Here is an 18365-nt window from a genome sequence, read left to right as displayed (position 1 = left end):
AGGCGCCGGCGGTTCTAGCGGTTCATCGTTTCACGGAAACGACGAACCGCCCTATTTCCTGGAATTGCTTCTAGCGGTCCTCGAAGCCGGTCAGCACGCCGACGGCGTTGATGCCGATCTCCTCGACCGCGTAGCCGCCTTCCATGACGAACAGCGTCGGCAGGCCGAGCCTGGCGATGCGGCGGCCGATCCTGGGATAGTCGGGGGTCTTCAGCTTGAACTGGCTGATCGGGTCCTTCTCGAAAGTGTCGACGCCGAGTGAAACCACGACGACGTCAGGAGCATAAGCCGAAAGCCTCGTGCAAGCGTCCTCGAGTGAGGCGTTCCACACGTCCCAGCCGGTGCCGAAGGGCATCGGGTAATTGTCGTTGAAGCCTTCGCCGTCGCCCTCGCCGCGTTCGTCGGCATGGCCGAGGAAGAAGGGATATTCGGTCATCGGATCGCCATGCAGGTTCAGCACCTGAACGTCACCGCGGCGATAGAAGATCTCCTGGGTGCCGTTGCCGTGGTGATAATCGACGTCGAGGATCGAAACGCGCCCGGCGCCATGGTCGCGGAACCATTGCGCGGCGACGGCGGCGTTGTTGATGAAGCAATAGCCGCCCATGAAGGCCGCCCCTGCATGGTGCCCCGGCGGGCGGCAGAGGGCGAAGGCGGAAGGCTCACCGGCCTTGACCAGCGCGGCGGCGGTCAGCGCGACATCATAGGACGACTTGATCGCATCCCATGTGCCTTTGACGAACGTCGCGCCACCGTCGAAGGAGTAGAAGCCGAGCAGCGCATCGATGCCTTTCGGGCGCACGTCGCCGCGCAGGCCGCGCGTCGGCCAGGTGAAGGGAATGGCCGAACCGCTGCGGCCCGATGCTTCCCAGAGCGGCCACACGGTCGGCAGGAAATCGATGTAGTCGCTGGCATGCACCTTCCTGGCGGCGGCGAGGTCGTGGCTTTCCGGCGGCAGGATCGGACCGAGCTTCTCGCTCTCCACCCGCGCCCTGATGAACTCGGCGCGCGACGGCTTTTCAAAGGCCGGCACGATGGCGCCGGCGATCAATTCGACATTGCCGGAATGGCCGGCATGGAAAGGCGAAAAAACAGTCTTCATGAAATTGTTCCGTGGTGAGACGCGGCGACCCTAACCGTCCTGCACTGCCTTTCACAAGGCGCTGGGCCAACCAGCCATGGCTTGCTGGCCCGGCAGCCGGTCGTCTAGCCTGCCGGCAGCGCAACCGACCCGCGGGTAATCATGAGTTCAAATGCCGACCTGATCGTCACCAATGCCCGTGTGCTGACCATGGATGAAGGCAATCCGGCTGCCGAGGCGGTGGCGATAAAGGACGGCAATATCCTGGCGGTTGGCGATCGCCGGACCATAGAGGCGCTGAAAGGGCCGGCCACGAAGATCATCGATGCGCAAGGCGGTTCGGTGGTGCCGGGCTTCATCGAAGCGCATATGCATCTTTTCGGCGGCGCGGCCGAACTCGACAATCTGCACCTTCAGGGCGTGCATGGCTTCGATGCGCTGAGCGACGCGATCCGCGCCTATGCTGCGGCACGGCCGAACGCCAAATTGCTGCTTGGGGCCGGCGTCGACTACACTATCCTCTCCAAGGAAGAGCCGGTCACCCGCCATCATCTCGACCGCATCATCGCCGACCGGCCGTTCGCGATGTCGGCTTCCGATCACCACACGATGTGGGCCAACACCAAGGCGCTGAAGCTGGCCGGCATCCTGCACGGCAAGCAACTCGGCCCCGGCAACGAGATCGTCATGGGCGCCGACGGCCTCGCGGCCGGCGAATTGCGTGAGGGCGAGGCGTTTGGGCCGATCCTCGAGCTTTCCGGGCAGAACCGCGTGCGGCTCGGCCTTGCGACAGGCGGCGAGCCCGAGCCGTACCCTTCCGCAGCCGAAGTCGCGGCCGATCGCGACCTGATGCATCGCGGGCTGGAATGGTGCGCCCGCCACGGCATCACCTCGATCCAGAACATGGACGGCAATCTCTACCAGCTCGAACTGCTTGCCGGTTTGGAGCAGGTAGGGCGGCTGCTCTGCCGCACCAAGATACCTTTTCATTTCAAGAACTTCATGACGCTCGACAAGCTGGAAAAGGCATCGAGCATGGCCAACTCCTACCGATCGGAATGGCTGTCGTCCGGCATGGTCAAGATGTTTTACGACGGCGTGCTGGAAGGCTGGACCGCGGTCATGGTCGACGACTATGCCGACCGGCCGGGCTGGCGCGGTGAGCCGCTGTTCACGCCGGAGCATCTTGCCGAGGTGGCGGTGGAGGCCGACCGGCGCGGGCTGCAGGTCGCCGTGCATTCGATCGGCGACGGCGCTGTGCGCGCGGTTCTGGACGGTTACGAGGCGGCGCGGCGGAAGAACGGCAGGCGCGACAGCCGTCACCGGGTCGAGCACATCGAGGTGACTACCGCCGCCGACGTGCCGCGCTTTGCCGAACTCGGCGTCATCGCCTCGATGCAGCCGCCGCACCCGCCCGGCGCCATGGATTTCCCGCTGGAGCCGACGCTTTCACGCATCGGCCGTGAAAGATGGCCGCTGAGCTATGCCTGGCGGACGCTGAAGCAGGCGGGCGCGCATGTCGTCTTCGCTTCCGACTGGCCGGTGTCGCGGATCGAGCCGATCCTGGGCATTCAGGCGGCGATGCTGCGCAAACCTTGGGCAGACGGCGTTCCCGACCAGAGTTTCTCGCTGTTGGAAGCGCTTGCGGGCTATACAGTCGAAGGCGCTTATGCCGAATTCATGGAGCACCGCAAGGGCCGGCTGAAACCAGGCTATCTGGCCGATCTGGTGGTGCTGTCGGCCGATATCGAAGCAACTGAACCGGGTTTGCTGCACAAGGTGCATCCGGTCAGCACCATCTGCGGCGGCAAGATCACTTGCCAGGGTTGATGGTGGCGCTGACCATGGCACGGAGCTTGCGTTCTGAACCGAGGCCCAGATGCATGGTTGCCAAGCCGACCGGCATATGCTGACAATCGAATGGGAACTGGATCCGCCATCAAGAGCGGACATGAAAATGGGGTAATGCGTGCCGGATCAACCGGGTAAGAGTGCAATCGAGGTCCGCAGCGTCCGCAAGGTGTTCGGTACCGGGGACGCACAAGTCGCCGCTCTCGACACGGTTTCGGTGTCGATCCGCGAGAACGAGTTCTTCACGCTGCTGGGGCCGTCCGGTTGCGGAAAGACGACGCTGCTCAGGCTGATCGCCGGCTTCGATTTTCCCAGCGAAGGCGAAATCCTGCTGTACGGCCACGACATCGCGCCGCTGCCGCCGTTCAAGCGGCCGGTCAACACCGTCTTCCAGTCCTATGCGCTGTTCCCGCACATGACGGTGGCCGAGAATATCGGCTTCGGCCTGGAGATGCTGGGCAAGCCGAAAGCCGAAATCAAGGCGCGCGTCGCCGAGATGCTGAAGCTGGTCAAGATGGAGGCGCTGAGTGGCCGCCGCACCAGCCAGATCTCCGGCGGCCAGCAGCAGCGCGTCGCACTGGCGCGCGCGCTGGCGCCGCAGCCAAAAGTGCTGTTGCTCGACGAGCCATTGTCGGCGCTCGACTACAAGCTGCGCAAGGAGATGCAGATCGAACTGAAACGGCTGCAGCACCAGACCGGCATCACCTTCATCTTCGTCACCCACGACCAGGAAGAAGCGCTGACCATGTCGGACCGCATCGCCGTGATGTCGGCCGGCAAGATCCTGCAGGTCGGCACGCCCTGGGACATCTATGACAAGCCGGCCGAGCGCTTCGTCGCCGACTTCATCGGCGAAACCAATTTCCTGACTGCGGCCATCACCGGCATCGGCAACGGCAAGGCGCGCGCGACCCTCAAATCCGGCGCAACGATCGACGCGACCGTGGCTGACGGCTTCCAGCCGAAGGATAATGCTACCGTGGTGGTCAGGCCGGAACACGCCAAGCTGACCGGCGGCAAGGGCGATCTTTCCGGAACCGTCGAAAACATCGTCTATTTCGGCACCGACACGCATATTCATGTCCAACTGGACAGCGGCGAAGCCTTCACCGTGCGCCAGCAGAACACGCGCAGCGCAGGCTGCGGTTTCGAGCGGGGCGACAAGGTCGGTGTCTCGATCGGCAACGACGCCGCGCAAGTGCTGAGGGATTGATGACGAGCGCGGAAGAAGTCGCCAAGGCGGCCGAGCGACGCGACATCCGCGACCGCTGGCTGCTGTCCGCGCCGGCCCTGCTGATCATCTTCCTGGCAGCGACCGGGCCGTTGCTGATTGTGCTGGTCTATTCGTTCCTGACGCCCGGCCCCTATGGCGACGTGAAGTGGCAATTCTCGCCCGAGGCCTGGACATCGGTGTTCATGGAACGCGACATCTTCGACGACACGCTTTCCATTGCTGCCGCCCATGTCACTATCTTCTGGCGCTCGATCAAGCTTGCCATCGTGACCACGATCGCCACTTTGGCGCTTGGTTTTCCTACCGCCTATTTCATGGCGACGCGCAGCGAGAAGACGCGCGATCTTTGGCTGTTCCTGATCACCATACCGTTCTGGACCAACTTGCTGATCCGCACCTTCGCGGTGCTGCAGATCATCCGCAACGAGGGGTTGATCAACACGGTGCTGCTCAAGCTCGGCATCATCTCGGCGCCGATCCAGATATTGTTCACCGATACGGCGATCCTGATCGGCATGGCCTATGTCTACCTGCCGCTGATGGTGCTGCCGATCTACGCCAGCATGGAAAAACTCGATTTCCGGCTGGTCGAAGCCGGCTACGATCTTTATGCGACACGCTTCCAGGTGCTCAGGCGTATCATTTTCCCGCTGGTCAAGCCGGGCGTCATCGCCGGCTCCATCCTGGTGTTCATTCCGGCGCTCGGCGCCTATGTCACACCGGTCCTGTTGGGCGGCGGTAAGACCATGATGCTTTCCAACCTGATCGAGCTGCAGTTCGGGCAAGGCCGCAACTGGCCGCTTGGCTCGGCCCTGTCGATCGCGGTCATGATCATCGTCATGGTGGCGCTGCTCGCCTATGTGCGTAACACCGGCCGGTCGGAGATGCGTCATGGCTAGCAGCTTCGCAATCAAGCATCAGCCGGGATTCACCGCGATCGCCGCGACCTGCTTCGTCGTGCTCTATCTGCCCATCGTCGTGCTGGTCGTCTATGCCTTCAACGCCGCGACCTCGACGTCGGAATGGGGCGGCTTCTCGCTCAAATGGTTCCAGTCGGCGTGGCAGAACACGCAAGTCATCGACGCCACCTTGCGCTCCTTTCAGATCGGCGCCATCGCGGCGATCCTGGCCACCGTCTTCGCCACCATGGCGGCGCTCGCCACCACGCGCACGCCGCCCTATCCCGGCCTGACCTTCAAATATGCCGCCATTAACCAGCCTCTGATGGTGCCGGAGATCGTCACCGGCGTGGCGCTGCTGATCTTCTTTTCGCGCATAAAGATATTCACCGGCTATTCGGGGCTTGGCTATCTGATCGCGGCGCATACGGCCTTTTGCATTCCCTTTGCCTATCTGCCGATCCGGGCGCGGCTGGAGAACATGGACCTGACGCTGGAACGGGCCGCCGCCGATCTCTATGCGACGCCGTGGAAAACGTTCCGCCGCATCACCTTGCCGCTGCTTTGGCCCGGCATTCTGGCCGGACTGATGCTGGCCTTCGTTATCTCGCTCGACGATGTCGTCATCACCGAGTTCGTGAAATCTGGCGGCCAGGACACGCTGCCGACCTACATGCTTGGCCAGATACGTCGAGGTATAACGCCGGAGATCAACGCGATATCGACCGTGTTCCTGCTCTTGTCGGTCGCCATCGTGACGTTGTTTTTCTTCATCAGCAGGAAACGAGACTGAAAATCGAAAATGGGAGCTAAAACATGAACTGGAAGACATCAGCGACCGCCATCGGGCTGGCGCTGCTCGCCTCGACGAGCCTTGCTCGCGCCGACGGTGAACTCAACATCTACAATTGGGGCAACTACACCAGCCCCGACGTGATCAAGAAGTTCGAGCAGAAATACAACGTCAAGGTGACCATCACCGATTACGATTCGAACGATACGGCGCTGGCCAAGGTTCGCCAGGGCGGCACCGGCTTCGACATCGCGGTGCCTTCGCAAACCTTCGTGCCGATCTGGATCAAGGAAGGCCTCGTTCAGGAGACCGATCCCGGCAAGATGGAGAATTTCAAGAACGTGGCGCCGGAATGGGCCAATCCCGATTTCGATCCCGGCCGCAAATATTCCGTGCCATGGGCCTGGGGCACGGTGGGCATCGTGGTGAACACCGATGTCTACAAGGGGCCGTCAGACAGTTGGGGCATTATCTTCAACACACCCGACGAACTGAAGGGCAAGGTCAACGTCGTGCCGGAAATGAACGACGTCATGTTCGCGGCGACCAAATATGTCGGCGCCGCGCAATGCGCCAGCGATAAGGAAACGCTGAAGAAGGTGCGTGACACTCTGGTTGCTGCCAAGCCGAACTGGATCGCGATGGAATACAATACCATCGAGAAAATGGGCGCCGGCGATTTCAAGGCGACCAGCGACTGGAACGGCTCGGCCTTTCGCCAGCGGCTGGCGAACCCCAAGATCCACTATTTCTATCCCAAGGAAGGTTTTGGCCTCTGGAGCGACAATGTCATGGTCCTGAAGGACGCCAAGAATGTCGAGAACGCCAAGCTGTTCCAGAACTTCATCATGGATCCGGAAAATGCCGCCGGCCTATCCGCCTTCCACCGCTACGCCAACGGCATTGCCGGTTCCGACAAGTACATGCCGGCCGATATGAAGGATGCGCCGGAAGTCATCATCCCGGAGGACGTCAAGGCGCATGGCGAGCTGCAAAAATTGTGTTCCGAGGAAGTGCAGGCCATCTACAGCAAGATCTGGACCGAACTGCAGAAGTGACCGCATCGTGATGGACCCGGCGGCAGGCGCCGGCCGGGTCCGTTTTGTCCGCATTTTTTTAACGTCGCCTATCGGTGGCGACACTGAAAGCCGTGCACGCCATCGCCGCGGCGCTCGCCTAGAACGCCAAAGACCCGGAAGGAAGCGGCTATGGCCGGCAAGACCGCGTTCGAGACTAGGTATGGCTTTGCCCGCAAGGAGGTGCTGCTCGGCAATTGGCGGGAAAGCCCGTTCAGCCGGTGGTCGTTCCAGAATGTCGGCGAGCTGGTGCCGAGCGCTGCCGTGGCGGCACAGCCGGGCAGCAGCGAGGCGCCGGAGCAGGATTTCGGCGGGCTACTTGGCGAAAAGGTCGCTCTTGCAGGCGGCGCAGAGACTGTCGCGGCGTTTCTCGCGCGCTCCGATACCGACGCGCTGACGATCATGAAACGCGGCAAATTCGTCGGCGACTGGTTCGCGCCGCATATGGAGTTTGGGGCGCGCCACATCGTCTTTTCGATCAGCAAGTCGCTGACCGCCATTGTTGCCGCCATATTGGAAGGCGAGGGGATTTTCGATCCGCAGGCTCCGGTAAGCCGCTATCTGCCCGAAGCCGCCGGCTCGGCCTATGGCGATGCGCGTGTGCGGCACGTGCTCGACATGAGTGTCAGCCTCGATTTCGAAGAGGCCTATCTCGATCCGGAAAGCGCCTTCGCCCGCTACCGCCGCGCCATGCTGTGGAATCCGGGCGGGGGCACCGAGAGCCTGGCCACTTTCCTCATGACGCTGCAGGGCCTGGCCGAGCCGCATGGCCGGACGTTCCGCTACCGTTCGCCCAATTCCGACCTGCTCGGCATCCTGCTCGAACGTGCGTCTGGCCGGCGCTTCGCCGATCTGATGCACGAAAAATTATGGGCGCCGCTCGGCGCCGTCAGCGACGCCTCGGTGACAGTCGACATGGAAGGTACGGCGCGCACCGCCGGCGGCATTTCGGTGACACCGCGCGACCTCGCGCGCGTCGGCGAGATGATGCGGCAAGGCGGTACGGCCAATGGCCGCCGTGTCGTGCCGGAAGCCTGGGTGCGCGACACGACCGAAACTGGCGGTGACGCCGAGGCCTGGCGGCGCGGCACGATGGCGTTCCTGTTTCCGCGTGGCCGCTACCGCAACAAATGGTACCAGACGGGCGCGGCAAGCGGCGCCGTCTGCGGCATCGGCATCCACGGCCAGTGGCTTTACGTCAATCCGAAGGCCGAAATTGTAATCGCAAAGATGTCGTCGCAGCCGGTACCGGTCGACGATCCGCTCGATCTGGATATGATTTCTTTCTTCGAGGCGCTGAGCCGGATGGTCTGATCCATCCAGACAGCCCGACCTTTCCTGTGGACCTCTCGCCGGGTTGAAAATGGCGCGGTTGGCGCGGCAGTGCTCTGCGCCTATGGTCGCTGCTCGTTTCGACTAGCGACAGGTACGACATGGCAGCCGACATCAAGCGCATCGCAACCATCATAGCCGCCGAAATCGGCGCGCGGCCCGAACAGGCTGCGGCGGCGATCGGCTTGCTCGACGACGGTGCGACCGTGCCGTTCGTGGCGCGCTACCGCAAGGAGGTCACCGGCGGCCTCGACGACACGCAGCTGCGCGACCTCGCTGAGCGGCTCGCCTATCTGCGCGAACTCGACGCGCGCCGCGACACCATCCTTGGTTCGATCCGCGAGCAGGGCAAGCTGACCGAGGAGCTCGAAGCAAAGATCGCTGCGGCCGGCACCAAGGCCGAACTCGAAGACATCTACCTGCCTTACAAGCCGAAGCGCCGGACCAAGGCCGAGATCGCACGCGAGCGCGGGCTCGGGCCTCTGGCGGAAGCTATTCTCGCCGACCGTACGGCTGTACCCGCCGAGCTGGCGCTGGCCTACATCAGCGAAAACGTGGCCGACGCCAAGGCAGCGCTCGAGGGTGCGCGCGACATCCTGTCCGAACAGTTCGCCGAGAATGCCGATCTGGTCGGCAGATTGCGGACCTACATGAAGGAACGCGCCTTCCTGCGCTCGCGCGTCGTCGACGGCAAACAGGAGGCCGGCGCGAAATTTTCCGACTATTTCGACCATGTCGAGCGCTGGACCAACGTGCCGAGCCATCGTGCGCTGGCCATGTTGCGCGGCCGCAACGAGGAGGTTCTGTCGCTCGACATCGAAGTCGATGCCGATGACGCCTCTCCGGTGAAACCGGTTGAGCGGATGATCGCCGACGCCTACGCCATCGGCCGCCAGTTGCCGGGAGACCGCTGGCTGATGGAGGTCGCCGGCTGGACCTGGCGCATAAAGCTGTCGCTGCACCTGACGCTCGATCTGATGCGCGATCTGCGCGAGCGGGCCGAAGAAGAAGCCATCCATGTCTTCGCCCGCAATCTCAAGGATTTGCTGCTTGCCGCGCCTGCCGGCTCGCGGCCGACGATGGGGCTCGATCCGGGCATTCGCACCGGCGTCAAGGTGGCGGTGGTGGACGGCACCGGCAAGCTGCTGGCGACGACAACGGTCTATCCGTTCCCGCCGAAGAACGATGTGCGCGGCGCGCAGGCCGAACTGGCCAAGCTCATCCGGCTGCACAAGGTCGAGCTGATTTCGATCGGCAACGGCACTGGCAGCCGCGAGACCGAAAGGCTGGTGGCCGACATGCTGGCTGACATGCCTGCCGGGTCCGGGCCGAAGCCGCTCAAGGTGATCGTCAGCGAAGCCGGCGCCTCGGTCTATTCTGCCTCGGCAACGGCGGCGGCGGAATTTCCCGGCCTCGATGTGTCGCTGCGCGGGGCAGTGTCGATCGCGCGGCGCCTGCAGGATCCGCTCGCCGAACTGGTCAAGATCGAGCCCAAGTCGATCGGCGTCGGCCAGTACCAGCACGACGTCGATCAGTACCGCCTCGGCCGCTCGCTGGAAGCGGTGGTCGAGGATGCGGTCAACGCCGTCGGCGTCGATCTCAACACGGCCTCAGCGCCGCTTCTGGGGCGGGTTTCGGGTCTCGGCGCATCGCTGGCCGAGGCGATCGTTGCGCACCGGGACGCGACCGGCCCGTTCGCCAGCCGTCGCGAACTGTTGAAGGTCTCCCGCCTTGGACCCCGCGCGTTCGAGCAATGCGCCGGCTTCCTGCGCATTCCCGACGGCAGCGAGCCGCTCGATGCCTCCGCCGTGCATCCGGAAGCCTATGGCGTGGCCAAGAAGATCGTCGCGGCCTGCGGGCGCGACGTTCGCTCGCTGATGGGCGACAGCGCCGCACTCAAGGCGCTCGATCCGCGCGTCTTCGTCGATGAGCGCTTCGGCCTCCCGACGGTGCGCGATATCCTGGCGGAGCTAGAAAAGCCCGGCCGCGATCCGCGCCCCGGCTTCAAGACCGCGACTTTTGCCGATGGCATCGACGACATCAAGGATCTGAAGCCCGGCATGCAGCTTGAAGGCACTGTCACCAATGTCGCCGCCTTCGGCGCCTTCGTCGATATCGGCGTGCACCAGGACGGACTGGTGCACGTCTCGCAACTGGCCGATCGGTTCATCAAGGACGCGCATGAGGTGGTCAAGGCCGGCGACGTGGTCAAGGTGCGTGTCGTCGACGTCGATATCAAGCGCAAGCGCATCGGTCTGTCGATGCGCAAGGATGGCGACGGTGGCGCACCGAAGCCGCGCGACAATGGCAGCAGGCCGGTGCCGCGCGCGCCCGCGCCCCAACGCCAGCCGGAGCGGCCGGTGCAGCAGGGCGCGTTCGGCGCCGCTTTGGCCGATGCGTTGAAGCGGAAGTAATTTCGCGAGCCGGGCTGCGCCGCCAGGTCAGGCGGCGGCGCTCGACATTGATGATCCATCACCAATGCTCATGGATCGGCGAAGCTATTTCGTTTGATTTTTTCAGGACGGGAGCCGATAAGCCGCGCGTTTCAAGATTTCTGTTTCGATGCATGTCGTTATCTCCAAGCTGCCGAACACCCTCGGGTCAGGCCCGCGGGCAAGCTTTGGGCGACATGCATGAGTTTGGGAGACCGAGAGCCATGGCCGCCGACAAGAACGCATTCGTCTGGGATGATCCTTTCCTGATCGAGGCCCAGCTTTCGGAGGACGAGCGCATGGTGCGCGATGGCGCCGCGGCGTTTGCCGCCGACAAGCTCGCTCCGAAGATCGAGGAAGCCTACCTCGAGGAAAAGACCGACGCCGGGATCTTTCGCGAAATGGGCGAGGCCGGTCTGCTCGGCATCACCATCCCGGAAGAATATGGCGGGCTCGGCGCCAACTACGTCACCTACGGGCTGGTCGCGCGGGAAGTGGAGCGGATCGACTCGGGCTATCGCTCGATGATGAGCGTGCAGTCGTCGCTGGTAATGTATCCGATCCATGCCTATGGCTCGGAAGAACAGCGCAAGAAATACCTGCCGAAGCTGGCGTCGGGCGAATGGATCGGCTGCTTTGGCCTGACCGAACCTGACGCCGGTTCCGACCCGGGCGGCATGAAAACGCGGGCCGAAAAGACCGCGAGCGGCTACAGGATCTCCGGCTCGAAGATGTGGATTTCGAACGCGCCGATCGCAGACGTGTTCGTCGTCTGGGCAAAGTTGTCCGACGAAAGTGGGGGCGCGCATGACAACCAGATTCGCGGCTTTGTCCTGGAAAAGGGCATGAACGGGCTATCGGCGCCGAAGATCGGCGGCAAGCTGTCGCTGCGAGCCTCGATTACCGGCGAAGTGGTGATGGAAGGCGTCGAGGTAGGCGAGGACGCGCTGCTGCCCAATGTCTCGGGTCTCAAGGGACCGTTCGGCTGCCTCAACCGGGCGCGCTACGGAATTTCCTGGGGCGCCATGGGCGCGGCTGAGGATTGCTGGCACCGCGCCCGCCAGTATGGCCTCGACCGTAAGCAGTTCGGCAAGCCGCTGGCCGGCACGCAGCTTTTCCAGAAGAAGCTCGCCGACATGCAGACCGAGATCGCGCTCGGCCTGCAGGGCAGCCTGCGCGTCGGGCGGCTGATGGATGAAGGCAAGATGGCGCCGGAGATGATCTCGCTCGTCAAGCGCAACAATTGCGGCAAGGCGCTCGACATCGCCCGCCAGGCCCGCGACATGCATGGCGGCAATGGCATCCAGATCGGTTACCACGTCATGCGCCACGCCCAGAACCTGGAAACCGTCAACACCTATGAGGGCACGCATGACGTGCATGCGCTGATCCTCGGACGGGCGCAGACCGGATTGCAGGCGTTCTTTTAGGTTCAGGTGTTCTCCGCTTCCAGGATGCCCGTGCCTGGTATCTCCGCTCGCAAAGCGGGAGATCGGCAATTTTCGTCGACGATGCCACATTTTGTTCTTGCTTTGTGCCGGCAGCTATGCTACTAATTTCGGTATGGTGCTAATTGGCTCCAACGACCCGTCCGCCGAGGCGGGTTTTTCTTTTCAGCTCTTTTCGACGAAGCATCGCGTGTGCTGCCGATCATCGATATCGGCGGGAAGCGCCCGGTGCTGACCCGCCGGACTTCGGCTCTGCAGCGTTGCAACGTTTTGCCGCCACACTGCGGAATCCCGGGGTCGGCGCTCCGTTTCGTGAGCTATGCAAGCTGCTTGATTTAGGTGCAGCGCAACATCTCTGCTTGGAGAATGGTCAGCATTCGTGTCAGGGTTCAGCGAACTCCTTTTGAAACGCCGACTTCAGGGGCACCATGGCAATTCTGGCAGCCGTCTATCACCTGACCCATTACAAATACGACCGGCCGGTCGTATTAGGCCCGCAAGTCATAAGGTTGCAGCCTGCGCCGCATTCCCGCACCAAGGTGCTCAGCCATTCGCTGAAGGTCGGGCCGGCAAATCACTTCGTCAATCTGCAGCAGGACCCCTACGGCAATTTCCTGGCCCGCTTCGTCTTTCCCGAGCCGGTGACGGAACTGAAGATCGAGGTCGATCTCGTTGCCGACATGACGGTCTACAATCCGTTCGATTTCTTCGTCGAACCGTCGGCCGAGACGTTTCCATTCGAATACCCCGAAGAGATCCGGGACGATCTGACCATCTACCGAACGCCGGAACCGGCGGGGCCGCTGTTGGAGGCATTCCTGAAAACCATCGCGCGCCACCCGACCAACACCGTCAATTTTGTCGTCGACCTCAATGCGCGGCTGCAGCGCGAGATCGCCTATATCGTGCGCATGGAAACCGGCGTCTTCTCGCCCGAGGAAACGCTGGCCGCCGGCAAGGGCTCGTGCCGCGATTCCAGCTGGCTCCTGGTGCAGATACTGAGGAACCTCGGCATCGCCGCGCGTTTCGTCTCCGGCTACCTGATCCAGCTCAAACCCGACCTCGTTGCGCTCGACGGGCCGCCTGGCACGGCGACCGATTTCACCGACCTCCATGCCTGGTGCGAGGTGTATCTGCCGGGCGCCGGCTGGATCGGCTTCGACCCGACCTCCGGCCTGCTCACCGGCGAAAGCCATGTGCCGCTCGCGGCAACGCCGCATTTCCGCAATGCCGCGCCGATCTCCGGCATGGCGAGCTTCGCCAATGTCGAATTCGGCTTCGACATGCGGGTAGACCGCATCGCCGAGCATCCGCGCATTACCAAGCCGTTCTCCGACGAGAGCTGGCAGGCGCTGGACGCGCTGGGGGTCCAGGTCGATGCTGCGCTCCAGGCCGGCGATGTGCGGCTGACCATGGGCGGCGAGCCGACCTTCGTCTCGATCGACGATTTCGAGGCTGCAGAGTGGAACACCGCCGCCGTCGGGCCGACCAAACGCGAAAAGGCTGATGCGCTGATCCGCCGGCTGCGCGAACGCTTCGCGCCGGGCGGCTTCCTGCATTACGGGCAAGGCAAGTGGTACCCCGGCGAAAGCCTGCCGCGCTGGACCTTCTCGCTCTACTGGCGCACCGACGGCGAGCCGGTGTGGAGCGACCCGTCGCTGATCGCGCATGAAAAGAGCGAGGCGGATGTCGGACCGAAGCAGGCCGAAGGCCTGCTGACGGCGATCGCCGACGAACTCGGCATCGACAAGACGATGGTCAGCGAAGCCTATGAGGATCCGGCCGAATGGCTGCTCAAGGAAGGCAAGCTGCCTGACAACGTCGATCCTTCCAATTCGAAGCTGGAGGACCCTGAGGAGCGCAGCCGCATGGCGCGGGTGTTCGAACGCGGGCTGACCAAGCCGTCGGGCTATGTGCTGCCCGTCCAGCGCTGGAACAGCCAGGCTTCCGGACCGCGCTGGCGCTCGGAGAAATGGAAGACGCGGCGCGGCAGGCTGTTCCTGGTGCCCGGCGATTCGCCGGTCGGCTATCGCCTGCCGCTCGGCACGCTGCCCTATGTGCCGCCGGCGCAGTTCCCCTACATAGTCCCGGTCGATCCATCGCTGCCGCGCGGACCACTGCCGGCGCGTGAGGCGATCTTGCCCGGTTCTGCTTCGTCGCCCGCTGCGGCCGAACTGGAGGGCGCCGACGAGATGGCGCGACGCCAGCAGGCGGTATCCTTTACGGCCGTTACCGGCCAGCAGGACCGCGTCGAACAGGAGATCACCGAGATCGGCGGCGCCGTGCGCACGGCCCTTTCGGTCGAGCCGCGCGACGGACGGCTTTGTGTGTTCATGCCGCCGGTCGAGGCGCTGGAGGACTATCTCGAACTGGTGGCGGCGGCGGAGAACGCGGCAAAGGCGATCGGCCTGCCTGTGCATATCGAGGGCTACGGCCCGCCGCACGATCCGCGCCTCAACGTCATCCGTGTCGCACCCGATCCCGGCGTCATCGAGGTCAATATCCACCCCGCCGCGAATTGGCAGGATTGCGTGGCGACGACCACGGCGATCTACGAAGAGGCGCGGCAGACGCGGCTTGGCGCCGACAAGTTCATGATCGACGGCCGCCACACCGGCACCGGCGGCGGCAACCACGTCGTCGTCGGCGGCGCGACACCCAATGACAGTCCGTTCCTGCGCCGCCCCGACGTGTTGAAGAGCCTGGTGCTGCAATGGCAGCGACATCCGTCGCTGTCCTACCTTTTCTCCGGCCTGTTCATCGGCCCTACCAGCCAGGCGCCGCGCTTCGACGAGGCGCGCCACGATTCGCTCTACGAACTCGAAATCGCGATGGCGCAGGTGCCACATCCGGACAAGGGCGCGGCACCCCTGCCGTGGCTGGTCGACCGGCTGTTCCGCAACCTTCTGACCGACGTGACCGGCAATACGCATCGCTCGGAAATCTGCATCGACAAGCTGTTTTCGCCGGACGGGCCGACGGGCCGGCTTGGGCTGGTCGAATTCCGCGGCTTCGAGATGCCGCCCAACGCGCGCATGAGCCTGGCGCAGCAATTGCTGGTGCGCGCCATCATCGCCCGGGCCTGGAAGAACCCGCTCGACGGCCGCTTCGTGCGCTGGGGCACCTCGCTGCACGACCGTTTCATGCTGCCGCATTATGTCTGGGCGGATTTTCTCGACGTGCTGGACGACCTCAAGCTGAACGGCTTTGCGTTCCGTCCGGAATGGTTCGACGCCCAGCTCGAATTCCGCTTCCCGTTCTGCGGCGAGGTCCAGCATGCCGGCGTCAAGCTGGAGCTCAGGCAGGCGCTCGAGCCGTGGCACGTGATGGGCGAGCAAGGCGTGATCGGCGGCACCGTACGCTTTGTCGATTCCTCCGTCGAAAGGCTGCAGGTGAAGACCGAGGGACTCAACCCGGAGCGTCACGCCGTCGTCTGCAACGGCCGCGTCGTGCCGATGAAGGTGACCGACAACCGCGAGATCGCGGTGGCCGGCGTGCGCTTCAAGGCCTGGCAGCCGGCGTCGGGCCTGCATCCGGCGCTACCGGTCAACACTCCGCTGGTCTTCGACATCTATGACCGCTGGTCGGGCCGCGCGGTCGGCGGCTGCGCCTACCATGTGGCACATCCCGGCGGGCGCAGCTATGACACCTTCCCGGTCAATGGCAACGAAGCGGAGGCGCGGCGGCTCGCCCGCTTCGAGCCACGTGGCCATACGCCGTCCAGCTATGTGCTGCGCAACCAAGAAGCCTCTGAAGATTTCCCGATGACCCTTGACCTTCGGCGGCCGCAAAGACTCTGATCAGCCATGGCGAAGGGGAATCACAAAAGGCTGCGCAGCAAGCCGCAAACCCACAGTCTGCTGGAGCACTATCAGCCGATCGACGGCGTCGTCGACGAGATGGTCGATGCGTCGGGCAATCCGCGGCCGGCGTGGCGGCACTTCATCGAGGCGCTGGAGGACCTGGGTCCGGAAAAGCTTGCCCAGCGCTTCGCCCGCGCCGACCAGTACCTGCGCGATGCCGGCGTCTATTACCGCGTCTACGACAAGGCCGGCGCCAATGAGCGGGAATGGCCGCTAGCGCATGTGCCGCTGCTGATCGAGGAGCAGGAATGGGCTGACATCAGCGCCGGCCTGGTCCAGCGCGCCGATCTGTTCGAGGAGACCATCGCCGACATTTACGGGCCGAACCGGCTGGTCGAGAAAGGCATTCTGCCGGCCGGATTGATCGCGGCCAGCCCGGAATATTTGCGGCCGGTCGTCGGCACCAGGCCGGCCAGCGGCCATTTCCTACATTTCTGCGCCTTCGAGCTCGGTCGTGGCCCGGACGGCCGCTGGTGGGTGCTTGGCGACCGCACACAGGCGCCGTCAGGCGCCGGCTTTGCGCTGGAAAACCGCGTCGCCACCACAAGGGCGCTGTCCGACATCTACGGCGAAATGCATGTGCACCGCCTGGCCGGCTTCTTCCGTCGCTTCCGCGACGCGCTGATCGGCATGGCCAAGCAAGCCGGCGGCCGTGTCGCCATCCTGACGCCGGGACCGCTGAACGAAACCTATTACGAACATGCCTATATCGCCCGCTATCTCGGCATCATGCTGCTCGAGGGCGAGGACCTGACCGTCTCGGGCGGCAGGCTGATGGTGCGCACGGTTTCGGGGCTGATGCCCGTGAGCGTCTTGTGGCGGCGGCTCGACGCCGCCTTCGCCGATCCGCTTGAATTGCGGCCGGACTCGCAGATCGGCACGCCGGGGCTGGTCGAGGCGGTTCGGCAAGGGGCGGTTTCGGCCGTCAATGCACTGGGCTCCGGCCTGATGGAGACGCGCGCGCTGCTCGCCTTCCTGCCGAAGATTTCGCGCGCCCTGCGCAACGAGGAACTGCTGCTACCGACGGTCGCGACATGGTGGTGCGGACAGGAGACGGAGCGCGAGCATGTGCTCGCCAATATCGATAGCATGGTGATCGGCCCGGCGCTGTCGACGCGGCTTGCCTTCGAGGACGACGGCTCGACCAAGCTAGGGTCAGCGCTTTCGGTCGAGGAACGGGCCGAACTCGTCGCCAGGATCGAACGGGACGGCGGCGACTTCGTCGGCCAGGAAGCGGTGACGCTGTCGACCACGCCTGTCTATGTCGGCGGTTGGCTGGAGCCGCGGCCGGCAAGCCTGCGCGTCTATCTGGCGCGGACGCCGGAAGGCTGGACGGTGATGCCGGGCGGTTTTGCCCGTGTCGGCTTTTCGCTCGACCCGACGGCCATCGCCATGCAGCGCGGCGGCCAGGCGGCGGATGTCTGGGTGGTCAGCGACAGGCCGGTCGAGCGCGAGACGCTGCTGCCGCAGGAGCACGACAGCTTCACCCGAACCTTGCCGGGCAGCCTGCCGAGCCGCGCGGCTGAGAACCTGACATGGCTCGGCCGCTATATCGAGCGATCGGAAGACACGGTGCGCATCCTGCGCGCCTACCATGTGCGGCTGGCCGAGACATCCGATCCCGAGATGCCGCTGCTCGCCGATATCAGCGACTATCTCGCGCCGTTCGGCATCGACGTCGAGACGGCAATCCCATTGGGGCTCATCGGCACGCTGGACAGCGCCGTTTACAGCGCCGGGCAGATCCGCGACCGCTTCTCGCCCGATGGCTGGCTGGCATTGAAGGATCTATCGAAGACCATCCACCAATTTGCCGCGACAGTGGCGCCGGGCGACGACGCGACAAGGGCAATGACGGTCATCCTGCGCAAGCTGGCCGGGTTTTCCGGCCTGCTGCACGAGAATATGTACCGCTTTGCCGGCTGGCGTTTCCTGGAAATCGGCCGCAGGCTCGAACGCGGCATCCAGATAGCCCGCACGCTCGCCCGGCTGACCAGAGCCCAGGCGCCGGAAGGTGCGCTCGACATGATGCTGGAGATCGGCGACAGCGTCATGACCCACCGTCGGCAATATCCGGTGCAAGCGGGACGGCGCACGGTGGTCGACCTTCTGGCGCTCGATCCGCTCAACCCGCGCTCAATCCTTTTCCAGCTCGAACGGCTGAAGGCCGAAATCGCGCTGCTGCCCGCTGTCGGCGCTGAAGGCCATATGTCGCCGGCGGCCAAGGAAATCCTGCAGCTCAACACGTCGATCGCCATCAAGGAGCCCTCGGACATGACGGCCAACGCCCTCGGCGATCTCGCCAATGAAATCGGCGGGCTCTACAACAGCCTCGCCAAAGCCTATTTCGGGTAGA

General features: G+C 64.0%; 11 protein-coding genes. 10 read left to right on the top strand and 1 reads right to left on the bottom strand.

All coding sequences use genetic code 11. The features are described from left to right. Positions 1-70: 70 nt before the first annotated feature. Positions 71-1102 carry a histone deacetylase family protein gene (locus NKJ20_RS00700; RefSeq protein ID WP_352448177.1) on the bottom strand — a complete coding sequence of 344 codons (1032 nt, stop codon included), beginning with the start codon at positions 1100-1102 and terminating at the stop codon, positions 71-73. Between the two features lie 141 nt (positions 1103-1243). Between NKJ20_RS00700 and NKJ20_RS00695 the strand changes: the two genes are divergently transcribed. The 10 genes from NKJ20_RS00695 to NKJ20_RS00650 all read left to right on the top strand — a co-directional run bounded on the left by NKJ20_RS00695 (position 1244) and on the right by NKJ20_RS00650 (position 18364). Beyond that, on the top strand, positions 1244-2911 hold the full coding sequence (locus tag NKJ20_RS00695) for an amidohydrolase (RefSeq protein ID WP_352741999.1): 1668 nt from the start codon (positions 1244-1246) through the stop codon (positions 2909-2911). A gap of 139 nt (positions 2912-3050) precedes the next feature. Then, positions 3051-4145, top strand: coding sequence for an ABC transporter ATP-binding protein (locus NKJ20_RS00690; RefSeq protein WP_352741997.1), 1095 nt, complete (start codon positions 3051-3053; stop codon positions 4143-4145). Next, a complete protein-coding gene (locus tag NKJ20_RS00685) occupies positions 4145-5065 on the top strand; it encodes an ABC transporter permease (RefSeq protein WP_352681962.1) in 921 nt (306 codons plus the stop codon). The genes NKJ20_RS00690 and NKJ20_RS00685 overlap by 1 nt, the downstream gene beginning before the upstream one ends. Next, the gene (locus NKJ20_RS00680; protein WP_352681964.1) at positions 5058-5858 is read left to right on the top strand and encodes an ABC transporter permease; all 801 of its coding nucleotides are present in this window, start codon (positions 5058-5060) and stop codon (positions 5856-5858) included. The genes NKJ20_RS00685 and NKJ20_RS00680 overlap by 8 nt, the downstream gene beginning before the upstream one ends. A 23-nt stretch (positions 5859-5881) precedes the next feature. Next, a complete protein-coding gene (locus NKJ20_RS00675; RefSeq protein ID WP_352741995.1) occupies positions 5882-6916 on the top strand; it encodes an ABC transporter substrate-binding protein in 1035 nt (344 codons plus the stop codon). 150 nt (positions 6917-7066) lie between these two features. Next, positions 7067-8248: a serine hydrolase domain-containing protein gene (locus tag NKJ20_RS00670; protein WP_352741993.1), complete on the top strand. Its 1182-nt coding sequence runs from the start codon at positions 7067-7069 to the stop codon at positions 8246-8248. Between the two features lie 119 nt (positions 8249-8367). Next, the gene (locus NKJ20_RS00665; RefSeq protein WP_352741992.1) at positions 8368-10680 is read left to right on the top strand and encodes a Tex family protein; all 2313 of its coding nucleotides are present in this window, start codon (positions 8368-8370) and stop codon (positions 10678-10680) included. Between the two features lie 242 nt (positions 10681-10922). Continuing rightward, complete coding sequence (locus NKJ20_RS00660; protein ID WP_352741990.1) at positions 10923-12128, top strand: acyl-CoA dehydrogenase; 1206 nt, start codon at positions 10923-10925, stop codon at positions 12126-12128. A gap of 446 nt (positions 12129-12574) precedes the next feature. After that, complete coding sequence (locus tag NKJ20_RS00655; RefSeq protein ID WP_352741989.1) at positions 12575-15946, top strand: transglutaminase family protein; 3372 nt, start codon at positions 12575-12577, stop codon at positions 15944-15946. A gap of 6 nt (positions 15947-15952) precedes the next feature. Continuing rightward, positions 15953-18364, top strand: a complete 2412-nt coding sequence (locus NKJ20_RS00650; protein ID WP_352741988.1) for a circularly permuted type 2 ATP-grasp protein — start codon at positions 15953-15955, stop codon at positions 18362-18364. The last annotated feature ends 1 nt before the right edge of the window (position 18365 follow it).

Source organism: Mesorhizobium sp. M0185 (genome assembly GCF_040322175.1).
GTDB lineage: Bacteria > Pseudomonadota > Alphaproteobacteria > Rhizobiales > Rhizobiaceae > Mesorhizobium.
This window is presented reverse-complemented; position numbering and strand designations above follow the sequence as displayed.

Excerpts from the sequence above, each read along its gene's own strand:
- NKJ20_RS00655 (WP_352741989.1), top strand. The coding sequence starts at position 12,575 with ATGGCAATTCTGGCAGCCGTCTATCACCTGACCCATTACAAATACGAC.
- NKJ20_RS00680 (WP_352681964.1), top strand. The coding sequence starts at position 5,058 with ATGGCTAGCAGCTTCGCAATCAAGCATCAGCCGGGATTCACCGCGATC.
- NKJ20_RS00660 (WP_352741990.1), top strand. The coding sequence starts at position 10,923 with ATGGCCGCCGACAAGAACGCATTCGTCTGGGATGATCCTTTCCTGATC.
- NKJ20_RS00700 (WP_352448177.1), bottom strand. The coding sequence starts at position 1,102 with ATGAAGACTGTTTTTTCGCCTTTCCATGCCGGCCATTCCGGCAATGTC.
- NKJ20_RS00650 (WP_352741988.1), top strand. The coding sequence starts at position 15,953 with ATGGCGAAGGGGAATCACAAAAGGCTGCGCAGCAAGCCGCAAACCCAC.
- NKJ20_RS00695 (WP_352741999.1), top strand. The coding sequence starts at position 1,244 with ATGAGTTCAAATGCCGACCTGATCGTCACCAATGCCCGTGTGCTGACC.
- NKJ20_RS00685 (WP_352681962.1), top strand. The coding sequence starts at position 4,145 with ATGACGAGCGCGGAAGAAGTCGCCAAGGCGGCCGAGCGACGCGACATC.
- NKJ20_RS00670 (WP_352741993.1), top strand. The coding sequence starts at position 7,067 with ATGGCCGGCAAGACCGCGTTCGAGACTAGGTATGGCTTTGCCCGCAAG.
- NKJ20_RS00675 (WP_352741995.1), top strand. The coding sequence starts at position 5,882 with ATGAACTGGAAGACATCAGCGACCGCCATCGGGCTGGCGCTGCTCGCC.
- NKJ20_RS00665 (WP_352741992.1), top strand. The coding sequence starts at position 8,368 with ATGGCAGCCGACATCAAGCGCATCGCAACCATCATAGCCGCCGAAATC.